Annotated in this window: 15 protein-coding genes and 1 pseudogene; 9 read left to right on the forward strand and 7 right to left on the reverse strand. The window is 33.9% G+C overall.

The genetic code is table 11. The features are described 5' to 3' along the window. Positions 1 to 3: 3 nt before the first annotated feature. Complete coding sequence (locus KFE69_00075) at positions 4 to 816, reverse strand: hypothetical protein (GenBank protein UTW42584.1); 813 nt, start codon at positions 814 to 816, stop codon at positions 4 to 6. Between the two features lie 322 nt (positions 817 to 1,138). On the opposite strand from KFE69_00075, the gene KFE69_00080 reads away from it, so the two are divergent. The 3 genes from KFE69_00080 (at position 1,139) to KFE69_00090 (ending at position 3,244) form a co-directional block, all read left to right on the forward strand. Then, positions 1,139 to 1,627 (forward strand): hypothetical protein, encoded by a 489-nt coding sequence (locus tag KFE69_00080; GenBank protein UTW42585.1) that lies wholly within the window; start codon positions 1,139 to 1,141, stop codon positions 1,625 to 1,627. Between the two features lie 96 nt (positions 1,628 to 1,723). Next, positions 1,724 to 2,314 (forward strand): rhomboid family intramembrane serine protease, encoded by a 591-nt coding sequence (locus tag KFE69_00085; protein UTW42586.1) that lies wholly within the window; start codon positions 1,724 to 1,726, stop codon positions 2,312 to 2,314. A gap of 81 nt (positions 2,315 to 2,395) precedes the next feature. After that, positions 2,396 to 3,244 (forward strand): isopenicillin N synthase family oxygenase, encoded by an 849-nt coding sequence (locus KFE69_00090; protein UTW42587.1) that lies wholly within the window; start codon positions 2,396 to 2,398, stop codon positions 3,242 to 3,244. Here KFE69_00090 and KFE69_00095 read toward each other — a convergent pair. Beyond that, on the reverse strand, positions 3,234 to 4,022 hold the full coding sequence (locus KFE69_00095; protein UTW43931.1) for a PhzF family phenazine biosynthesis protein: 789 nt from the start codon (positions 4,020 to 4,022) through the stop codon (positions 3,234 to 3,236). The genes KFE69_00090 and KFE69_00095 overlap by 11 nt on opposite strands. A 135-nt stretch (positions 4,023 to 4,157) precedes the next feature. Between KFE69_00095 and KFE69_00100 the strand changes: the two genes are divergently transcribed. Together KFE69_00100 and KFE69_00105 are read left to right on the forward strand one after the other, a co-directional pair. Further along, the gene (locus tag KFE69_00100) at positions 4,158 to 5,150 is read left to right on the forward strand and encodes a threonine/serine dehydratase (protein UTW42588.1); all 993 of its coding nucleotides are present in this window, start codon (positions 4,158 to 4,160) and stop codon (positions 5,148 to 5,150) included. Beyond that, positions 5,147 to 5,629, forward strand: a complete 483-nt coding sequence (locus tag KFE69_00105; protein ID UTW42589.1) for a YaiI/YqxD family protein — start codon at positions 5,147 to 5,149, stop codon at positions 5,627 to 5,629. Before KFE69_00100 ends, KFE69_00105 begins: the two co-directional genes overlap by 4 nt. A 2-nt stretch (positions 5,630 to 5,631) precedes the next feature. On the opposite strand, the pseudogene soxR reads toward KFE69_00105, so the two are convergent. Then, positions 5,632 to 6,069 (reverse strand): annotated as a pseudogene (gene soxR / locus KFE69_00110) (redox-sensitive transcriptional activator SoxR). Positions 6,070 to 6,218: 149 nt separating this feature from the next. Here soxR and KFE69_00115 point away from each other — a divergent pair. The 3 genes from KFE69_00115 (at position 6,219) to KFE69_00125 (ending at position 8,132) form a co-directional block, all read left to right on the forward strand. Further along, positions 6,219 to 6,371, forward strand: coding sequence for a hypothetical protein (locus KFE69_00115; GenBank protein UTW42590.1), 153 nt, complete (start codon positions 6,219 to 6,221; stop codon positions 6,369 to 6,371). A gap of 460 nt (positions 6,372 to 6,831) precedes the next feature. Further along, a complete protein-coding gene (locus tag KFE69_00120; protein UTW42591.1) occupies positions 6,832 to 7,560 on the forward strand; it encodes a hypothetical protein in 729 nt (242 codons plus the stop codon). Positions 7,561 to 7,565: 5 nt separating this feature from the next. Continuing rightward, positions 7,566 to 8,132: a VTT domain-containing protein gene (locus KFE69_00125; GenBank protein UTW42592.1), complete on the forward strand. Its 567-nt coding sequence runs from the start codon at positions 7,566 to 7,568 to the stop codon at positions 8,130 to 8,132. Between the two features lie 257 nt (positions 8,133 to 8,389). Here the strand turns inward: KFE69_00125 and KFE69_00130 are convergent, their stop codons facing one another. From KFE69_00130 to KFE69_00140, 3 genes are all read right to left on the reverse strand, one after another. Continuing rightward, positions 8,390 to 10,279 (reverse strand): ATP-binding cassette domain-containing protein, encoded by a 1,890-nt coding sequence (locus KFE69_00130; protein ID UTW42593.1) that lies wholly within the window; start codon positions 10,277 to 10,279, stop codon positions 8,390 to 8,392. Between the two features lie 162 nt (positions 10,280 to 10,441). Further along, positions 10,442 to 10,999 (reverse strand): hypothetical protein, encoded by a 558-nt coding sequence (locus KFE69_00135; protein ID UTW42594.1) that lies wholly within the window; start codon positions 10,997 to 10,999, stop codon positions 10,442 to 10,444. Positions 11,000 to 11,096: 97 nt separating this feature from the next. Then, complete coding sequence (locus KFE69_00140) at positions 11,097 to 12,524, reverse strand: ABC-F family ATP-binding cassette domain-containing protein (GenBank protein ID UTW42595.1); 1,428 nt, start codon at positions 12,522 to 12,524, stop codon at positions 11,097 to 11,099. Positions 12,525 to 12,821: 297 nt separating this feature from the next. Here KFE69_00140 and katG point away from each other — a divergent pair, with 297 nt between their 5' ends. Further along, the gene (gene katG, locus KFE69_00145) at positions 12,822 to 15,059 is read left to right on the forward strand and encodes a catalase/peroxidase HPI (protein UTW42596.1); all 2,238 of its coding nucleotides are present in this window, start codon (positions 12,822 to 12,824) and stop codon (positions 15,057 to 15,059) included. 10 nt (positions 15,060 to 15,069) lie between these two features. Here the strand turns inward: katG and KFE69_00150 are convergent, their stop codons facing one another. Then, on the reverse strand, positions 15,070 to 16,590 hold the full coding sequence (locus KFE69_00150; GenBank protein ID UTW42597.1) for an MFS transporter: 1,521 nt from the start codon (positions 16,588 to 16,590) through the stop codon (positions 15,070 to 15,072). Between the last annotated feature and the right edge of the window lie 113 nt (positions 16,591 to 16,703).

Consider the following 16,703-nt stretch of genomic DNA (forward strand, 5'->3'; position numbering starts at 1 on the left):
TCTTTAACCGTTATAAATATTGCCAATGCTACTAGCATCACCACTGCCTTTTTTAAATAGCCATGGGCAAGCACTTTCACCATTAGAAGCTTGCTGACAGGCAAAAATAACATCGCGGTTAGTATCATAAGTATAACCAATACTAGTATGATCACATGTAGTTGATTTAATATTACCTGATTGATCGACTAAAACATTGCATCCCCAGCCAGCGGTATTTGAAAAAGTTATACGTAAGGTATTAGTGACATCAGTCCCAGCATTGGTACAGTCAATATAAGGTTTGCCACTAATCGGCGCTAGTAATAAAGTTTGACCGCAAGCTGATTCAAAAACCTTACCTAAATTACCAATGGTCTTAATTTGAAAGTTTAATGGCGAACCTGGTGGGTTGATCGTAATATTTGCACTTGCTTGATGACCACTATATGGTGTTGCTCCATTACAATTAACAGAGGTGGTTACAGCAGAATTGTTTGATGAAATATGGCAGTCATCTGAACCTTTGATTTGTACTGATGCATTCGTTCTTTGGTCACTAACTGATAGATTAATCGAACCATCACCACTATAGACTGGGAATCCAATATAGCAGCCACCTGAATTTTTTTGTTCGGTATAAAAACCTTGGCTAGCTCCTGGTTGAATTGTATGACTACCATCTAAGTCTTTTGCATACCAGCAATCAGTACCACTATTAGAGATTGTCACAGGCCATGGTGCATTATTCGTAATCGTCACATTCCAGCCTTGCCCAGCAAAAGCATTATAGCTAACTAAACTACAACAGATGATTATTAAAATTTTTAATTTCATTAGATAGCAACCCCTTAAATTTGCTTATGCTAAATCGTAGATGATTGTAACATTAAATTTAGGCATAAAAAAATCAGTCATATTGCATAAAATTGTTTCATGTATTTAAAGGATGTATATCAATAGATTAATTTAAAAATAATCAGACAAATATTTCAATTTTATCAAATATAGTAACAATTAAGTATAGTTAAAATAATTGTGTCATATTTGTATATGGCTAAGCATTTTAGTGCTGTATTAATGCTAAGCAGGATTGAAAATAGCATGATTTTAGACTACATCTTTAATAAACAATCAGCTGATAAAAAAGGATATATTAATGATTAAAGTACATTTAACCAGAAAAAATAATCCTATATCGTGGATTTTATGTGTTGGTATGGCCTCAAGATATTCACATTGCGAGATTGAAATTAATGGTACTTGCTATGGTTCAGTACCAATGAAAGGGGTTTATAAGCATCCTGTTGAGGATTTAATGGGACAATATGATGTAATAGAAACTTGGCAGATTCAATTAAGTCATCAAAATGATGAAAGTCAGATTGAAGATCAATTAATTCAGTGGTTAGAAAGTCAAATCGGTGCAGGTTACGATTACTTACCGGCATTGGCACTAGGATTTTTAAGAAGAAACTGGCAACAAGATCAACGCAAGTGGTTTTGTTCTGAATTAGTTGATGCCGCCTGTAAGGAAGTTGATTTACCACTAACTAATCAACATTTCTTACCCTTTCGAGTGACCCCCAATGATTTACGTTCGAGTATTCGTCTTGATTTAAAGTCACTGATTAAGCATAAAAAGTAAGTCACCTCTTTTAACATTAGCGAATAAAAAAATAATTTGTTAGAATAAATTTCCATCAATTTAATTCAATATAGAAAAATAGAAAAGATTATTAGTATGATTAGTATTGATCAGGCTTACGATGTGATGACTGCACATATTCCATTATTATTAGCAATTGTCGCAGTACTATGGATTGTCCATATTATCAATGTATCTATGAATCATCGTTTGAATGTTTTTGGAATTATTCCTAGGCGGCGTATTGGTTTATTTGGTATTATCTTTAGCCCATTTTTACATGGGGATTTTGGTCATTTAATTACCAATTCTGTGATGTTTCTTCTTTTGGGTATGTTGGTTGCTTCATATGGGCTTGATATCTTTATTGCAGCATCTATTTTAATTATTCTATTTAGTGGTATCTTAACTTGGCTTTTTGGCCGCAAAGCCATTCATATTGGCGCATCATCATTATTAATGGGCTATTGGAGCTTTTTATTGGTCTTGGCATATTTTTACCCATCAGCCTTTACAATTTTTGTTGCAGCAATTTGTATTATACAATTAGGTTATTTGGTATATAGTTTGTTACCAACAGGTGGACAAGTCTCTTGGGAAGGGCATTTATTTGGTTTTATTAGTGGTATAGGCGTATGTTTGCTTTTACCTTTGATCATGCCTTTTATTTATCAGTTAGTACACTAACATAAGGGTAATTGACAATTTAGCGTGATCACTCCACTATATGAAGCTAATTAAATATGTGATTAATTAAAGGTTGAACTTATGAAAATTTTAAGTGTTGATTATAATGATGCTAATGCATCTAAAGACTTTGCAACATCGTTAAAAGAAACAGGCTTTGCAGTATTAAAAACACACCCAATTTCTTGGCAATTAATTGAAGAGATTTATCAAGAATGGCGTGAATTTTTTAATTCTCAAGCAATTAAAAAATATCATTACTGCTCTGAGAAACAAGATGGTTATTTTCCAATGGATGTATCTGAAATTGCCAAAGGTGAGACCGTTAAAGATATTAAGCATTATTATCATTTATATTTTCCATGGGGGCGTTATCCAAGCGAAATCTCTAAAAAAGCTGAAGATTTGTTTAAAGCAATGTTTGATTTAGGAGCAACTTTACTGCAGTGGATTGATGATCATATGGATGATCAAGTACGTCAAAAATTACCACATGCGCTAGTTGATACGATATCTTATGAAAAAACCTTACTTAGAATTTTACATTATCCAGCACTAACCGGTGATGAAGAAGTCGGTGCCATTCGAGCAGCAGCGCATGAAGATATTAATTTGATTACCCTTTTACCGACAGCCTCATCACCTGGCTTGGAAGTTTTTTCACCCTATGATAAGAAATGGTATCAAGTGCCTGTGCATGAACAATCAATTATCATCAATATTGGGGATATGCTTCAAGAGATGACACAAGGTGAGTATATTGCAACAAAGCATCGTGTTGTGAAACCACAAGGTGAAGCTTCAGGCATTGATCGCTTATCAACGCCATGCTTTATCCATCCTAAAGCAGATGTTTATCTATCCAAGCGTTATCCAACTTCACAGGATTTTTTAGATGAGCGCTTGCGTGAATTAGGCGTTAAAGTATAAATTCACCTTTAATTAATGTGATAGCGCTACCTGTTAAATCAACACGATCACTATGGTATTGGATTTGAATTTCACCACCTCGTTTTGAAGCTTGATAGGCAAATAAATTATTTTTATTTAATACCTTGGCCCAATAAGGTGCAAGCATACAGTGAGCTGAACCGGTAACAGGGTCTTCATTTAAACCAATATTTGGGCAGAAAAATCTTGAGATGAAGTCATACTTTTGATTAGACTTAGCTGAGACAATAATTTTATCTTGATCTTTAAGGGCATTAAAATTAGGCTCCATCGTTAAAATATCTGTCTCATCATCGTAGATAAATAAATAGTCACGACCCTTATAAGCTGCAATTGGTTTTTTTTCTGATAAGGCATTTAAAATGGATGGATCAATACGCTCAATTGCGAGCTTTTGGTATTCGTAGCAGGGAAAATCAAGTGTATAAGCCTTATCTTTTTTTGTGATTGTCAGTGGACCTTTCGTCAATGAATCAAAGGTAATACTGCCTGCTTGAGGGTTAATTTCATTAAAATAAATATGGCTTGATGCAAGGGTTGCATGACCACATAAATCAATTTCATAGCTTGGTGTAAACCATCGAATCAATGGGTTTTGCTGATCGCGCATTTCAACAAAGGCGGTTTCAGCTATATTATTTTCAAAAGCAATCTGTTGCATGGTTGTTTCATCTAATGGTGAGTCCAAATAAATTACCGCTGCTGGATTGCCATGAAATGCTTTAGATGTAAATGCATCGACTTGCCAAAATTTCATTGTTCTCATAAAGTGGTTGCTCCTAGTAAAACTTAAGGAAAATAATTTATATAAATAAGTGTGGTTTTAAATTTTGAATGTTAAAAAATATATGTTATTTTAAACAAATTTGTCAAATAAAATAAGGTTATTTTTATGGCTAATCACTATATTGATGAAGTTAAAAGTCAGTATCAGAATTTAGCAAGCTATGTCAGAAAAACACCAATACTACCATGGCAAAGTAAGCTTAAAAATAGCTTACTTGGTGAAGGTACACAAATTTACTTTAAGTGTGAGTTATTTCAACAAACAGGTACATTTAAATTCAGAGGTGTATTATCACGCCTATTAAGTCTAACAGGTGAAGAAAAGAAACCAGGGGTTATTGCGGGCACTGGCGGCAATCATGGTATTGCCTTAGCTTATGCTGCATCTCTATTAAATATTGATTCAACAATTATTATTCCTAGGTCAATTAACCCATTAAGGTTAACACGTATCAAGGCTTATGCAACTGAAATTATTCAAGTAGATAATATTAATGAAGTCTTAGATACCATGCATAGTTTAGCTGAAAAAAAAGCTAAAACCATTGTCCATCCATTTGATCATCCATTAACGACTTTAGGTACAGCCACACTTGGCTATGAATGGTTAAATCAATTACCTAAGCTTGATGTATTATTAATTGCAACAGGGGGCGGTGGCTTATTATCAGGAGTGGCAAAATTTGCCAAGCTATTTAACCCAAACATTCAAGTTTTTGGTATTGAGCCTGAGCTTGCACCAACGATGTCATTATCCTTTGAAAAAAATAAGCCAATAAAATTAATCGATGGTGCTAAAAGTATTGCTGACTCATTAAATGCACCGAATACGTTAGACTATAGTTTTGGTATTTGTAGAGAGTATGTAGATGATATAATCTTAGTCAATGATAAGGCAATTAAACAAGCCATGAAGTTATTAGTAGAAGAGACAAATTTAGTCTGTGAGCCAGCTGCAGCTGCAACAACAGCAGCTTTAATCGGACCATTAAAAAATAGATTATCTGGATTGAAAATAGGTAACTTATTATGTGGTTCAAATATAGATATAAATACATTTTATCAGTACTGTAACGAGGTTGAATCAATTTTGCCATGACAAAAAAAATAGCCGAAAAATTTCAAATTTTAGTCGATGCTGATGCATGTCCTAAGCCGATAAAAGAAATTATTTATCGTGCTGCAATTAATCGAAAAATCATAGCGCTTTTTGTTGCCAATCAATATCTTAACTTACCAGATTCCGACTATGTATTATCAAAAATCGTCTCTCAAGGCTTTGATGTGGCAGATCAGTATATTATCGATCAAGCTAAAGCTTGTGATTTGGTGATTACATCCGATATTCCTTTAGCTGATGCGGTGATTGAAAAAGGTGCTTTTGTTATTACGCCTTATGGTAAAGTTTATGATCAAAATAATATTAAACAAGCATTGGCAAAACGTAATTTTTTAACTGAGATGCGTGATGCAGGTTTAATACAAAGTCGCACCAAAGCATTTTCAAATAAAGCATCTTATGGTTTTGCAACGGCCTTTGATCGTTATCTAACGCAAATACTTAAGATTAACAATTAGATTTATTTCTCAAGTAATACGCCACCTGGTGCTTTTGTCGCTAGATGATCATCTGCATTGATTAATTGATATTTTTCAACTGAAAGACAACCGCAGCCAATGCAGCTAGTTAGTTGATCTCTAAGACGCGTTAATTGAGTAATGCGTAGGCTTAACTCATCATGTCATCTAGCTGATAACTTTGCCCAATCTGCTTTTTTTGGTGTTCTATTTTGAGGCAGTGTTTTAAACGCTTGTTGAATTGATACAAGTGGCATACCAAGATTTTTTGCAGCTTTAATAATTGCTAATCGTCTTAAGGTATCACATTTAAATATACGATTATTGCTTAAGTTTCGTTGACTTATAATAAGGCCTTTAGTCTCATAGAAATGAATGGCAGAAATACTCAGTCCCGAACGTTTTGCTAAAGTGCCAACAGTTAAATATTCATAAGTTATTTAATATAGATTACCTCTTAATTTAAATTATTTATTTGAAATATGCATTTTTTACTTTACCTCAAGTTAACTTAAGGTTGTAGGCTAAGTATAACCTAAATTTTAAAATTAATAATGATTCATAAATAAAAATAAAATAGGTAAATGATATGACTAAAATCGCAGTAGTTTATTTTTCAAAAACAGGTTTAACAGAAAGTTTAGCACAAGCTGTTGTTAAAGGAATACAATCACTAGATAATACAGAAGCTTTGATCTATTGTATTTCAGAAACAGATATTCATGGGGCGTTTATTCCATAGATAAAGGCTATAAAAGTGATCGCTAATTTTAATGTTTAATCGATTGTTTGTTAATCATATACATTTTAGGTAAAAAACCATCATTTATAAATCGTAGATTTTTGTTTTTTCTGTATTTTCTGATTAAATTTCCTTGCAATTGTATCAGTAATCAGCCATAATCAAATTCAAGGTAAAGACTGGTTGAACTTGACCGTTATCAGCTAGCTTACCAGGAGAGCGATTGATACGATGCCAGGATGGAACCATAGCTTGAAAAGCTCTCCTAATTTTAAGTTTTGAAATACCCTAAGAGGCTAAATTAAAGAGAGAGGGTATGGTAGTAACCTAACTACCAGGAATCAAGAGTCAATTAAATTAATTTCAGATGGACAGTTAATTTAGTTGATTCTTAATTCCAAATATCACATTTTATGCGCTTATATATTGTATTTATTAATTATCGACTAAACTAATTAATGTGTTTGATAAACTAGGTTTAGCGATTATGTGTTTTTCGGCTTCAGCAAGCTTTACGGCAGGGACATTTTTAATTCCAATTGGTGTTTATTGTGTTTATTCGGCATTTACTTTAAAACGCTATCACTACATTATGTTTGCCTTTGTGCCGATATTTTTTGGTATTCAACAATTGATTGAAGGAGGGGTTTGGCTTGCATTAGCCACAAGTTCACAACATTGGATACGTCATTTTTCAGTAGGTTTTGTCTTTTTTTCACACTTTTGGTGGCCATTTTGGATTCCATTGGCAGCTTATTTTGTTGCCAAAAATAGGCTGTGTGCAAGAGCTTGGATTAAGCTTTTATTTGCAATTGTAGGTGCACTATTAGGCCTTATTGCCTTTATTCCTTATTTAATCAATGAGCATATGGTACAAACCAACATGTGTGCAAGCTCAATTCAATATAGTTATACAACGATTTATGATGCACTTTTAGGCACATCGATTCCAAAATATATGTATATTGCCATTATCATTATACCGTTATTGATTAGTCGTGATATTGCGATGAAAATTTTTGGTCTTTTAATTTTATTATCAGTGATTGCAACCTATCTTTTTTATAGTTATGCCTTTAATTCAGTTTGGTGCTTTTTCTCAGCGATAATCTCAATGTATACTGTTTATTTGATTCGAAGGACTAAAGATCATGGGCGTAATTTTGTTATCAAAGAGACTAAAGATTAATGACCATGACAATAATTTTATCAATTATCTATGCCAATAGTTATTTTATCTTATTATTAGCCGCTGCATTTAATAGTGCAACGGTTGCAATTATGGGAGGTGTTGCAGCACATGCAGGCTATGTTGATATTTTTTTAGGTATTATGTTTTTAACCTTAGGTGCAGGCTTATTTAATCAAGTTTATTTTTATCTAGGTAAGCGTTCAGTTGATTTTCTAAATAAAGATAAATTACAGTCTAGTAAAGCAAATAAAGTAATGCACTTAATTAAAAAGCATCAAATTGGTTTTATTTTTATTTATCGATTTCTACCTGGAATTCGCTTTATATCACCTTTTATTTTAGGTGCATCTGTACCCTTATCGATGATTAAGTTTTTAATTTATGATTTGATTGCATCTTTTATTTGGAGTTGTATTTTTTTTAGCATTGGCTTTCTTTGTGGTGCTGTTGCCAAACGTGCTTTTGCTCATGTTCAACACTATGAGAATATAGCATTCTTAATCATTATTTTGGTTGTTTTAATGATTTTTATTATCAAAAAATTTTATCTTAAGAAAAATAAATCTTGAAAAATACGGTCAGAGCGATCAACATCCATGTTGATAATTCCTTAATCCTTAAGAAACCTCGCTCTTTCCTAGGGGGTTGCAATTGTTATTGTTACATATCATAAGAGACTCTGTAATGGTAAATTGCTATTTATGCTTTGAGAGATTGTCCATTGCTTGTAAGTGATTAACTTAATATTCATAAAAAATATTTATAAATTAACAGTTTATATATTCTGAAAAACACGTTAATCATAATCGTTAAATTATTTGATAGGTTAACTTTTTAATGCTTCTAACTCAGCCCATAAGTCATAAAGACTTTCAAGTTTTGCCTCTAATTCGGCCAATTTTAACTGTGCTTGTTTAATTGTTTGAGCGTCATTTTGATAGAAGGATGCATCTGCTAATGATTCAGAAATGGCCTTGATTTCTGTTTCAGTTGTTTCAATTTCTATGGGTAATGACTCTAATTGCCTTTTTTGCTTATAGCTTAATTTGCTTGTACTTTTTTTCTCTATTTTCTTTTGGGTTTTGTCAACTTTAGGCTCGGGTTGTTTTTGATCTATTGTTTCTATTGCCTGTCTTTGTCTAAGCCAGTCATCATAACCACCAACATACTCTTGTAATTGGCCATTGCCTTCAAAGACAATGGTGCTTGTGACTATATGGTTGATAAATTTTCGATCATGGCTGACTAATAGTAGTGTACCTGGATAGTCAACGAGCATGCTTTCAAGAATTTCTAAAGTCTCAATATCTAAATCATTGGTTGGTTCATCTAGGATTAATAGATTATTTGGCTTACTTAAGACTTTAGCTAAAAGTGCACGGTTTTTCTCACCACCAGATAGAGCATTAACAGGTGTTCTTGCACGTATGGGTGAAAATAAAAAATCACTTAAGTAGGATAAGATATGCTTTTTCTTATTATTAACATCGACATACTCACTACCTTCGGCAATATTATCAATAATGGATAGTGATTCATCGAGTTGCTCTCGTAGTTGGTCAAAATAGGCAAGCTCTAATTTACTACCTAAGGTGACACTACCTTCTGTAGGTTGAAGTTTTTTAAGTAACATATTTAATAATGTGCTTTTACCACAGCCATTGGGCCCTAATATACCAATTTTATCACCGCGTTGAATTTCAGTTGAAAATTCTCTAAAGAGCCAATCATGGTTATATTTAAAGCTAATATTCTCAGCTAAAATAACATTTTTACCTGAGCGTTCAGATTGTGATAATGCAAGCTTAGCTTGGCCTTGTATGTTACGTCGATCACCACGTTTTTGGCGCATTGCCTCTAATGCACGCACACGCCCTTCATTTCTTGTACGTCTGGCTTTAATGCCTTGGCGAATCCATTTCTCTTCTTGTTGTAATTTTTTATCAAACAATGCATTATGCGTTTGCTCGACTTCAAGTAAATGTTCTTTATGACGTAGAAATTGTTCGTAATTACCATCAAAGTCGATTAAATGACCACGATCAAGCTCAAAAATACGATTAGAAAGCTTCTCTAAAAACACCCGATCATGGCTGATAAATAAAATACTACCTTGATACTCGGGTAGGAAATCTTCTAACCATTGAATTGATTCAATATCTAAGTGATTGGTTGGCTCATCTAATAATAATAAATCTGGCTGGCTAACGAGTGCTTTAGCTAATAATACACGTCGCTTTAAGCCACCAGAAAGTGCACTAAACTCTATTTCACCATCAAGGTTTAATTTAGAGAGTACTTTTTCAACATGGTGGGTTAAATCCCAAGCATTATTAGCTTCAATGACTTCCTGATAATCTGCAAGTGCTTGATAATCATTAACACTTAAATTATCTTGTTTAATTAACTTTTCATAGGATAAAACCGTTTGTGAAATATCACCTAGACCAGATAGTACAACATCAAAAATCGTACCAATTGCATCATCTGGTACGGCTTGTTCAAGGGTATGAATTTTTAGATTTTTTTGATAGATAATTTGACCACTATCAGGGTTTAATAAGCCTTGAATTAGTTTTAAAAGACTACTTTTACCAGCACCATTACGACCAATTAAACAGATACGTTCGCCTTCATTGATATTAAGGTTGACTTGATCTAATAGTATTTGATCACCATAGTTTAAACTGACTTTATCGAAACTAACTAATGCCATTGTATGATAACTTATATTTATTTTGATGACAGTGTACTTGAGAATGTTAAATACGTATAGGCTTAATTGTTGTAGCTACTTGTAGTAGTCAAAAAATTGCTTTAATTTTATGACTAAAAACTTGATCGTGGTATGAGTGATTTATGTGAGATTTAAATATTATTACTCTGACCAATTAAAATAGGCTTTTTCAGTTGTACAGTTAATAAGCTTTGTTTTAAGTGTATTTTGATTAATATAAATCTGTTTATAATTAGAAGTTGGATATTGTAAGTACTCTGAACATTTTATACTTTGACCAGTACCGATAATTAATGTGGCACCTTCTGTAATAGTACAGCTTATTAGTCGATCTAATGGAGACCACTGATAGCATATACCATAGTTAGCTCGATAGTCAGAGATAAGGCCTTGAGGCTTATCAAATACCCACCAGTGGCCGAGTTGACTGTTATTATTGGTACTATTCCATAGTCGATATATTGTAAAACGCTTAACAACCTGATACGTTCTACCTTGGCATAATGCACCACTTAATGGCTCTTTAATCGCTTTATGATGCCGCTTTTTATCATTAATCGATTTTAAGTTGTTAGATAACTGACTGGGGGGACTAAGATCACCAGTGCATTGGTTTAAGTTTGTAGTTAACGGTTTATAATTTGTACAAGCAGATAACAAAAGCGTGCTGCTAAATAGTGTAATAAGTTGAATCTTCATAAATAAGCCTTGCTGCCTTCTTAATTTAGCATAGCAAATTAAGATCAAATGACATTAAAATATATACCTTCTAGCAAATTGCTAAAATAGCGTGTACTTAGTTTATCAATAGTCCATCTTTTAGATGATAACGATGACCAATGCCAATAGCTTGTAGAAAAGCATCTTCATGAGAGATAATAATCATTGCAGTTGGATAAGCTTTTAGTACCTCAATGACATGGTTTTTCGTTTCGATATCGAGATTATTGGTAATCTCATCTAATATAAGTAGGCTGGGTGTTCTAGCTGCAATAAGAGACAGTGACAGTCTAACTTTTTCACCGCCTGAAAGCACCTTAGTAGATTTAGCAATGTCAGTATTATTTGAAAATAAAAAATCATTTAAATGGCATCTTAACTGTTTTTCATCCCACTGTGGTTGTATTTCTCTAAGATGATCAATGACTGAAAGATTAGCTACTAGATGATCATAGTGTTGGTCCAAATAACCAATATTTTGATTGTTAGGTGTCTGCCACTGGCCTTGTCTAACAATCGCATCATCATTTAAAATTGCCTTTAACAAGGTCGATTTTCCAGAAGCATTATCACCGAAAATTGCAATACGTTCATCTGCGCCAAGCGTGAGATTGATATTTTTAAGTATTTTATCTGTTTGGCTATAACCAATTTCAGCATTATAGATAGAAAGTATATTACCTTGAGTCATTTTATTTGAGGTAAGTGAAAATTTAGCTTTGATGACTTTAGGCACATGAAGTGACGTCTGTTGATTAATTAAATTATCTCGTTTTTGGTTGATAAGCGCTCTTTTTTTATTCGATGTTTGTTGAGATCTTGAAGCTTTTGTATGACTTACAACGGTTGGCCATTTTTTCTGATGAATGCTTTTTTTACCCTTTTGTTTACTTTTTGCTGCACGCTGTTGTTCTTTCATTAAGTCAGTATGTAGTTGCTTTTTTTGTTTTTTTAAAAGTAATAGTTCTTTTTCAATAGCAATATGTTTTTGCTCAATTTCTCGGATGTAATCAGCATAATTACCAGAAAATGGTGTAATTGTTTGATGATTAATATGCCAAAAGGTATCGATACAACTATTTAATAGCGCGATATCATGAGTAACGATAATCAGCGTGCCGTGATAATGCGCTAGCATGCGCATTAAACTTTTACGATTGGCATAATCTAAATGATTGGTTGGCTCATCTAATAATAATATATCAGGCGATAAAGCTAATGCTTGTGAGAGCTTTTTATTTAATCGTTGACCACCACTTAAGTTGTGATATTGACTGATTGTTTGTTCAACATAGCCCACTGTTAAATCGGCAGGTCTTATTATCTGACCACTTGTTGGGGCTAGTTTACCAGCTAAAATATTTAATAAGCTTGATTTACCACTACCATTATTACCAATAATAGCAATGCGACTAAAAGGGTGTATATGATTTGTAAAATCTTCAAAGCAGCAGTGATCAGCGAATGATAGACTAATTTGATTCAGGAATATTGGTTGATGCATGTAGGATCTCTCTTAAATCTTTGGGCGTTACAAATTATGTGAATAGGTTAAAAAATATATTCAACTAGCATTGCCCGTTTATATGGGCAGATTTAAGCGATCGTGTTCATGGTCTTAACTCAACCTTAGCAGTAATTGGAAAATAATTATTAAACATTATTAATATTTTTCACTGTAATGTCAAAGTAATTTTAAGCATTTTTAGTAAAATTGATCAAAAATGTGTGTTCAACTAATAAATTGTATAAAAACATTCTAAAATAAATCCTTAAGTTAGAGATAAGGAGGTTAGATCATATGCTTAAACAAATTATAGCATCTTTGTTGGCATTGGCTTTAGGGGTTACATCAAGTGCATCTTTTGCAGAAACTCAGCCAAAAACTAATGAATATTGGTGGCCTAAAAAGCTAAATTTAGACCCATTACGTAATCTTAATCCAATTGATAGCCCGATGAGTAAACATTACCGTTATCAAAAAGCATTTAAAAAGTTAGATGTTAATGCCTTAAAAGCAGATATGATTAAATTACTCACCACATCTCAAGACTGGTGGCCGGCTGATTTTGGTAATTATGGACCATTTTTTATCCGACTGTCATGGCATAGTGCGGGTACTTATCGTGTATTTGATGGTCGAGGTGGTGCTGATGGTGGACAGATTCGCTTTGCGCCTTTAAATAGCTGGCCTGATAACGTTAACTTGGATAAAGCAAGACGTCTATTATGGCCAATTAAACAAAAATATGGTGATGAAGTTTCATGGTCAGATTTAATTGTTTATGCAGGTACCGTTGCAATGGAGTCGATGGGTGTTAAAACCATAGGTTTTGCCTTTGGTCGTGAAGATGATTGGCAGAGTGATCAAGTTAATTGGGGTACAGGTGATCAGTGGCTTACAAGCAATCTTAATAAAAAGTCAGATCTTAAAAAACCATATGCTGCCACACAAATGGGCTTAATCTATGTTAATCCTGAGGGACCAGGCGGTAATCCTGACCCTCTATTAGCAGCAAAGCAAATTCGCCAGACATTTAAACGAATGGGGATGAATGATGAAGAAACAGTTGCCTTAATTGCAGGTGGTCATTCATTTGGGAAAGCACATGGCGCTGCAAGTGCTAAATACCTTGGAGCTGCACCGGAGGCTGCGCCCATTCAAGAACAGGCACTGGGTTGGAAGAATAGTTTTGGTACAGGTAATGCAGATGATACCATTACCAGTGGTCTTGAAGGTTCTTGGACTGTAACACCAGCTAAATGGAATGAGACAAACTATTTTGAAAATCTTTATACATTTGAGTGGGTTAAAACTAAAAGTCCAGCCGGAGCTACGCAATGGCGACCAAAAAGTAAGTCAGCAGATAATCTAGTTCCAGATGCCTTTAATCCAAGTAAGCGACATGCACCAATGATGTTTACGACAGATTTATCGATGAAGATGGATCCACAATATAATAAAATCTCTGAATATTTTAAATCTCACCCTAAAGCATTTGAAGAGGCATTTGCAAAGGCTTGGTTTAAGTTAACGCATCGTGATATGGGGCCTCGTTCAAGATATTTAGGTCCATGGGTGCCTAAAGAGGTTATGCTTTGGCAAGATCCCGTACCTGTGGCGAATTATAAACTAGTTAGCCCTAAAGATATTGCTGCCTTAAAAGTTATGATATTAAATACTAACGTAACCATGCCAGATTTAATTAAAACTGCCTGGGCTTCGGCTTCATCTTATCGTAAAACAGATATGCGTGGCGGGGCTAATGGTGCAAGAGTTGCCCTTTTACCACAAAAGAATTGGCCTGCAAATGAGCCAAAAGAACTAGCAAAGGTTTTAGCGCAATTAAAAGCCATTCAAATGAAGTTTAATCAAAGTAAAACAGATGGTACAAAAATTTCACTAGCTGATTTGATTGTTTTAGCCGGCGATACAGCAATTGAAGCTAGTGCTAAAAAGGCAGGTTATGACATTATTGTACAATTTATTCCAGGGCGTACGGATGCTACACAAGAGGAGACGGATATTCAGTCTTTCTCTTATCTTGAGCCTACAGCGGATGGGTTTATCAATTATTTTGATTCTGATAAAACCAAACTTTCACCACCACAAGCCTTGGTTGAAAAAGCCAGTATGCTTAATTTAACAATTCCACAGATGACGGTGCTAATTGGTGGTATGCGTGTGCTAAATACTAATTATGATGGCTCTAAAGATGGTGTTTTCACTGATAAAGTTGGCAGTTTAACGAATGATTATTTTGTTAACCTATTGGATATGTCAACGGTTTGGAAACCATCAAAGACAGTGAAAGGTCAGTATGATGGCTATGATAGAAAAACAGCAAAACTTAAGTGGAGCGCAACTTCTGTTGATTTAATTTTTGGTTCTAATTCTGAATTAAGAGCCGTTGCTGAAGTTTATGGTTCAAAAGATGCCAATAAGAAATTTATTAAAGATTTTGTTAGAGCTTGGGTGAAAGTGATGAATCTTGGTCGTTTTGATCTACCTCAATCAGTGCTTAAACATTCATCGTAAGTGTTAATTTTTAATGTTGCTTACTTTTTTCAAAAATCACAATAATGGCAAGTCCAAGTAATGCTACGATTAATAACAACCACATACTACTGCTATAACCTTTAATAAAAGCATCTTCAAATAGCTGTTGTGCGTGTTGATAACCAAATTTTATATGGCTAGAGATTAAGCTAGTTGCATTATTTGGATCAGCAATGGCTTCTGTTACCCAGGATCCTGTTTGAATATGTAATGTTTTTAAGCCACTGATTAATTGATTAAAACTAAAGTGGCTATAAATAACTGTGCCTAAGGCTAATCCTAAAGCACCGCCAAAATTATGTAATGTGCCAAGTGTTCCCATCGCAACACCACCAATTTCTTTTGGCAGCGTACTTAAAGCAACGACAAAAGAAGGACTGACAATCAATGCCCAGCCGATACCAAATAATAAAAATGATAGTTCAATAAACCAAAGTTGTGTTTGTGATGAAAAAAAGATCTGCATGAAAGCAGAGCATGCAAATAAGAAAAATCCACAGGCTAAAACAACTTTTGGCCCGCTATGATGTAACCAAGATCCAACAACAGGGGATAAAATAGCAACCATTAACGATGCAGGTAATAATGCTAAACCGATTTTATAACCACTTAAATGATGGATGTTATGTAAATAAAGTGGCATTAAAAAAAATGCCAGCGTATAAAAGAAAGCTAATAAAAAGTTAGCTGAAAGCCCAATACGAAATAATGCATTATTAAAAAGCTTAAAGTTAATAATTGGATCTTTTATTTTAGATTCAATTTGATAAAAGGCAATCAATAGGATGATGGATAAGGCATAGAGAGATAATACAGGCACCGATGTCCAACCCCAGTGACTGCCCTGTACGGTCGCAAAGACAATACACGGTGAAATAATCATTAAAAGTAGTAAGCCCCACCAGTCAATTGATTTTTGATCTTGATTAATTTGATCCTTAGGTAAATGGAAATAGCAAAACATAAAGCCAATGATAATAATGATTGGATTAACTAAAAATATCCATCTCCAGGATAGTACGCTTAAGATGATACCGCCAACAACTGGACCCAAAGCAAGACCAAAACCATTAGCACCGAAAAGAATGCCAGTGGCTTTGCCACGGTAATTATCAGGGAATAACGATGGAATGATTGCAACAGGTATTGTATAAGTAATGGCAATACTAATCCCTTGTATAAGACGAGAAAATAATAACCAGTTAATACTCGGTGATAGGCCTGCGCCAATCGAGGATAAAGCAAATAATCCCATGCCAATATATAAGATTCTACGATGACCATGATGATCACCCAGTTTACCCATCACCACCATAAAAGCGGTTAAGGCTAATAAAAAGATATTCACCACCCATTGTAATTGGGTGACTGTGACATTAAGGTTCTCTTGTATGCTCGGTAAAGCTGTATCAACAATGGTAAAATCAATACAGCCTAAGAAACTGATTAAACTAATGCCAAGTAATGAAAACCATGCTGATTTTGAAGGTTTTTCTTTTGTTATATTCATGGTGCTTTCCTTATATTTGTTATTGTTTTATGCTTATTTTTAGTTAAGTGGCTAAATAGTATTAGGCTATCAATTAGATTGATTGTTTGTATTTATTATTTAGGCATAGACTA

Source organism: bacterium SCSIO 12844 (assembly GCA_024397935.1).
Taxonomy (GTDB): Bacteria; Pseudomonadota; Gammaproteobacteria; order Francisellales; family Francisellaceae; genus M0027.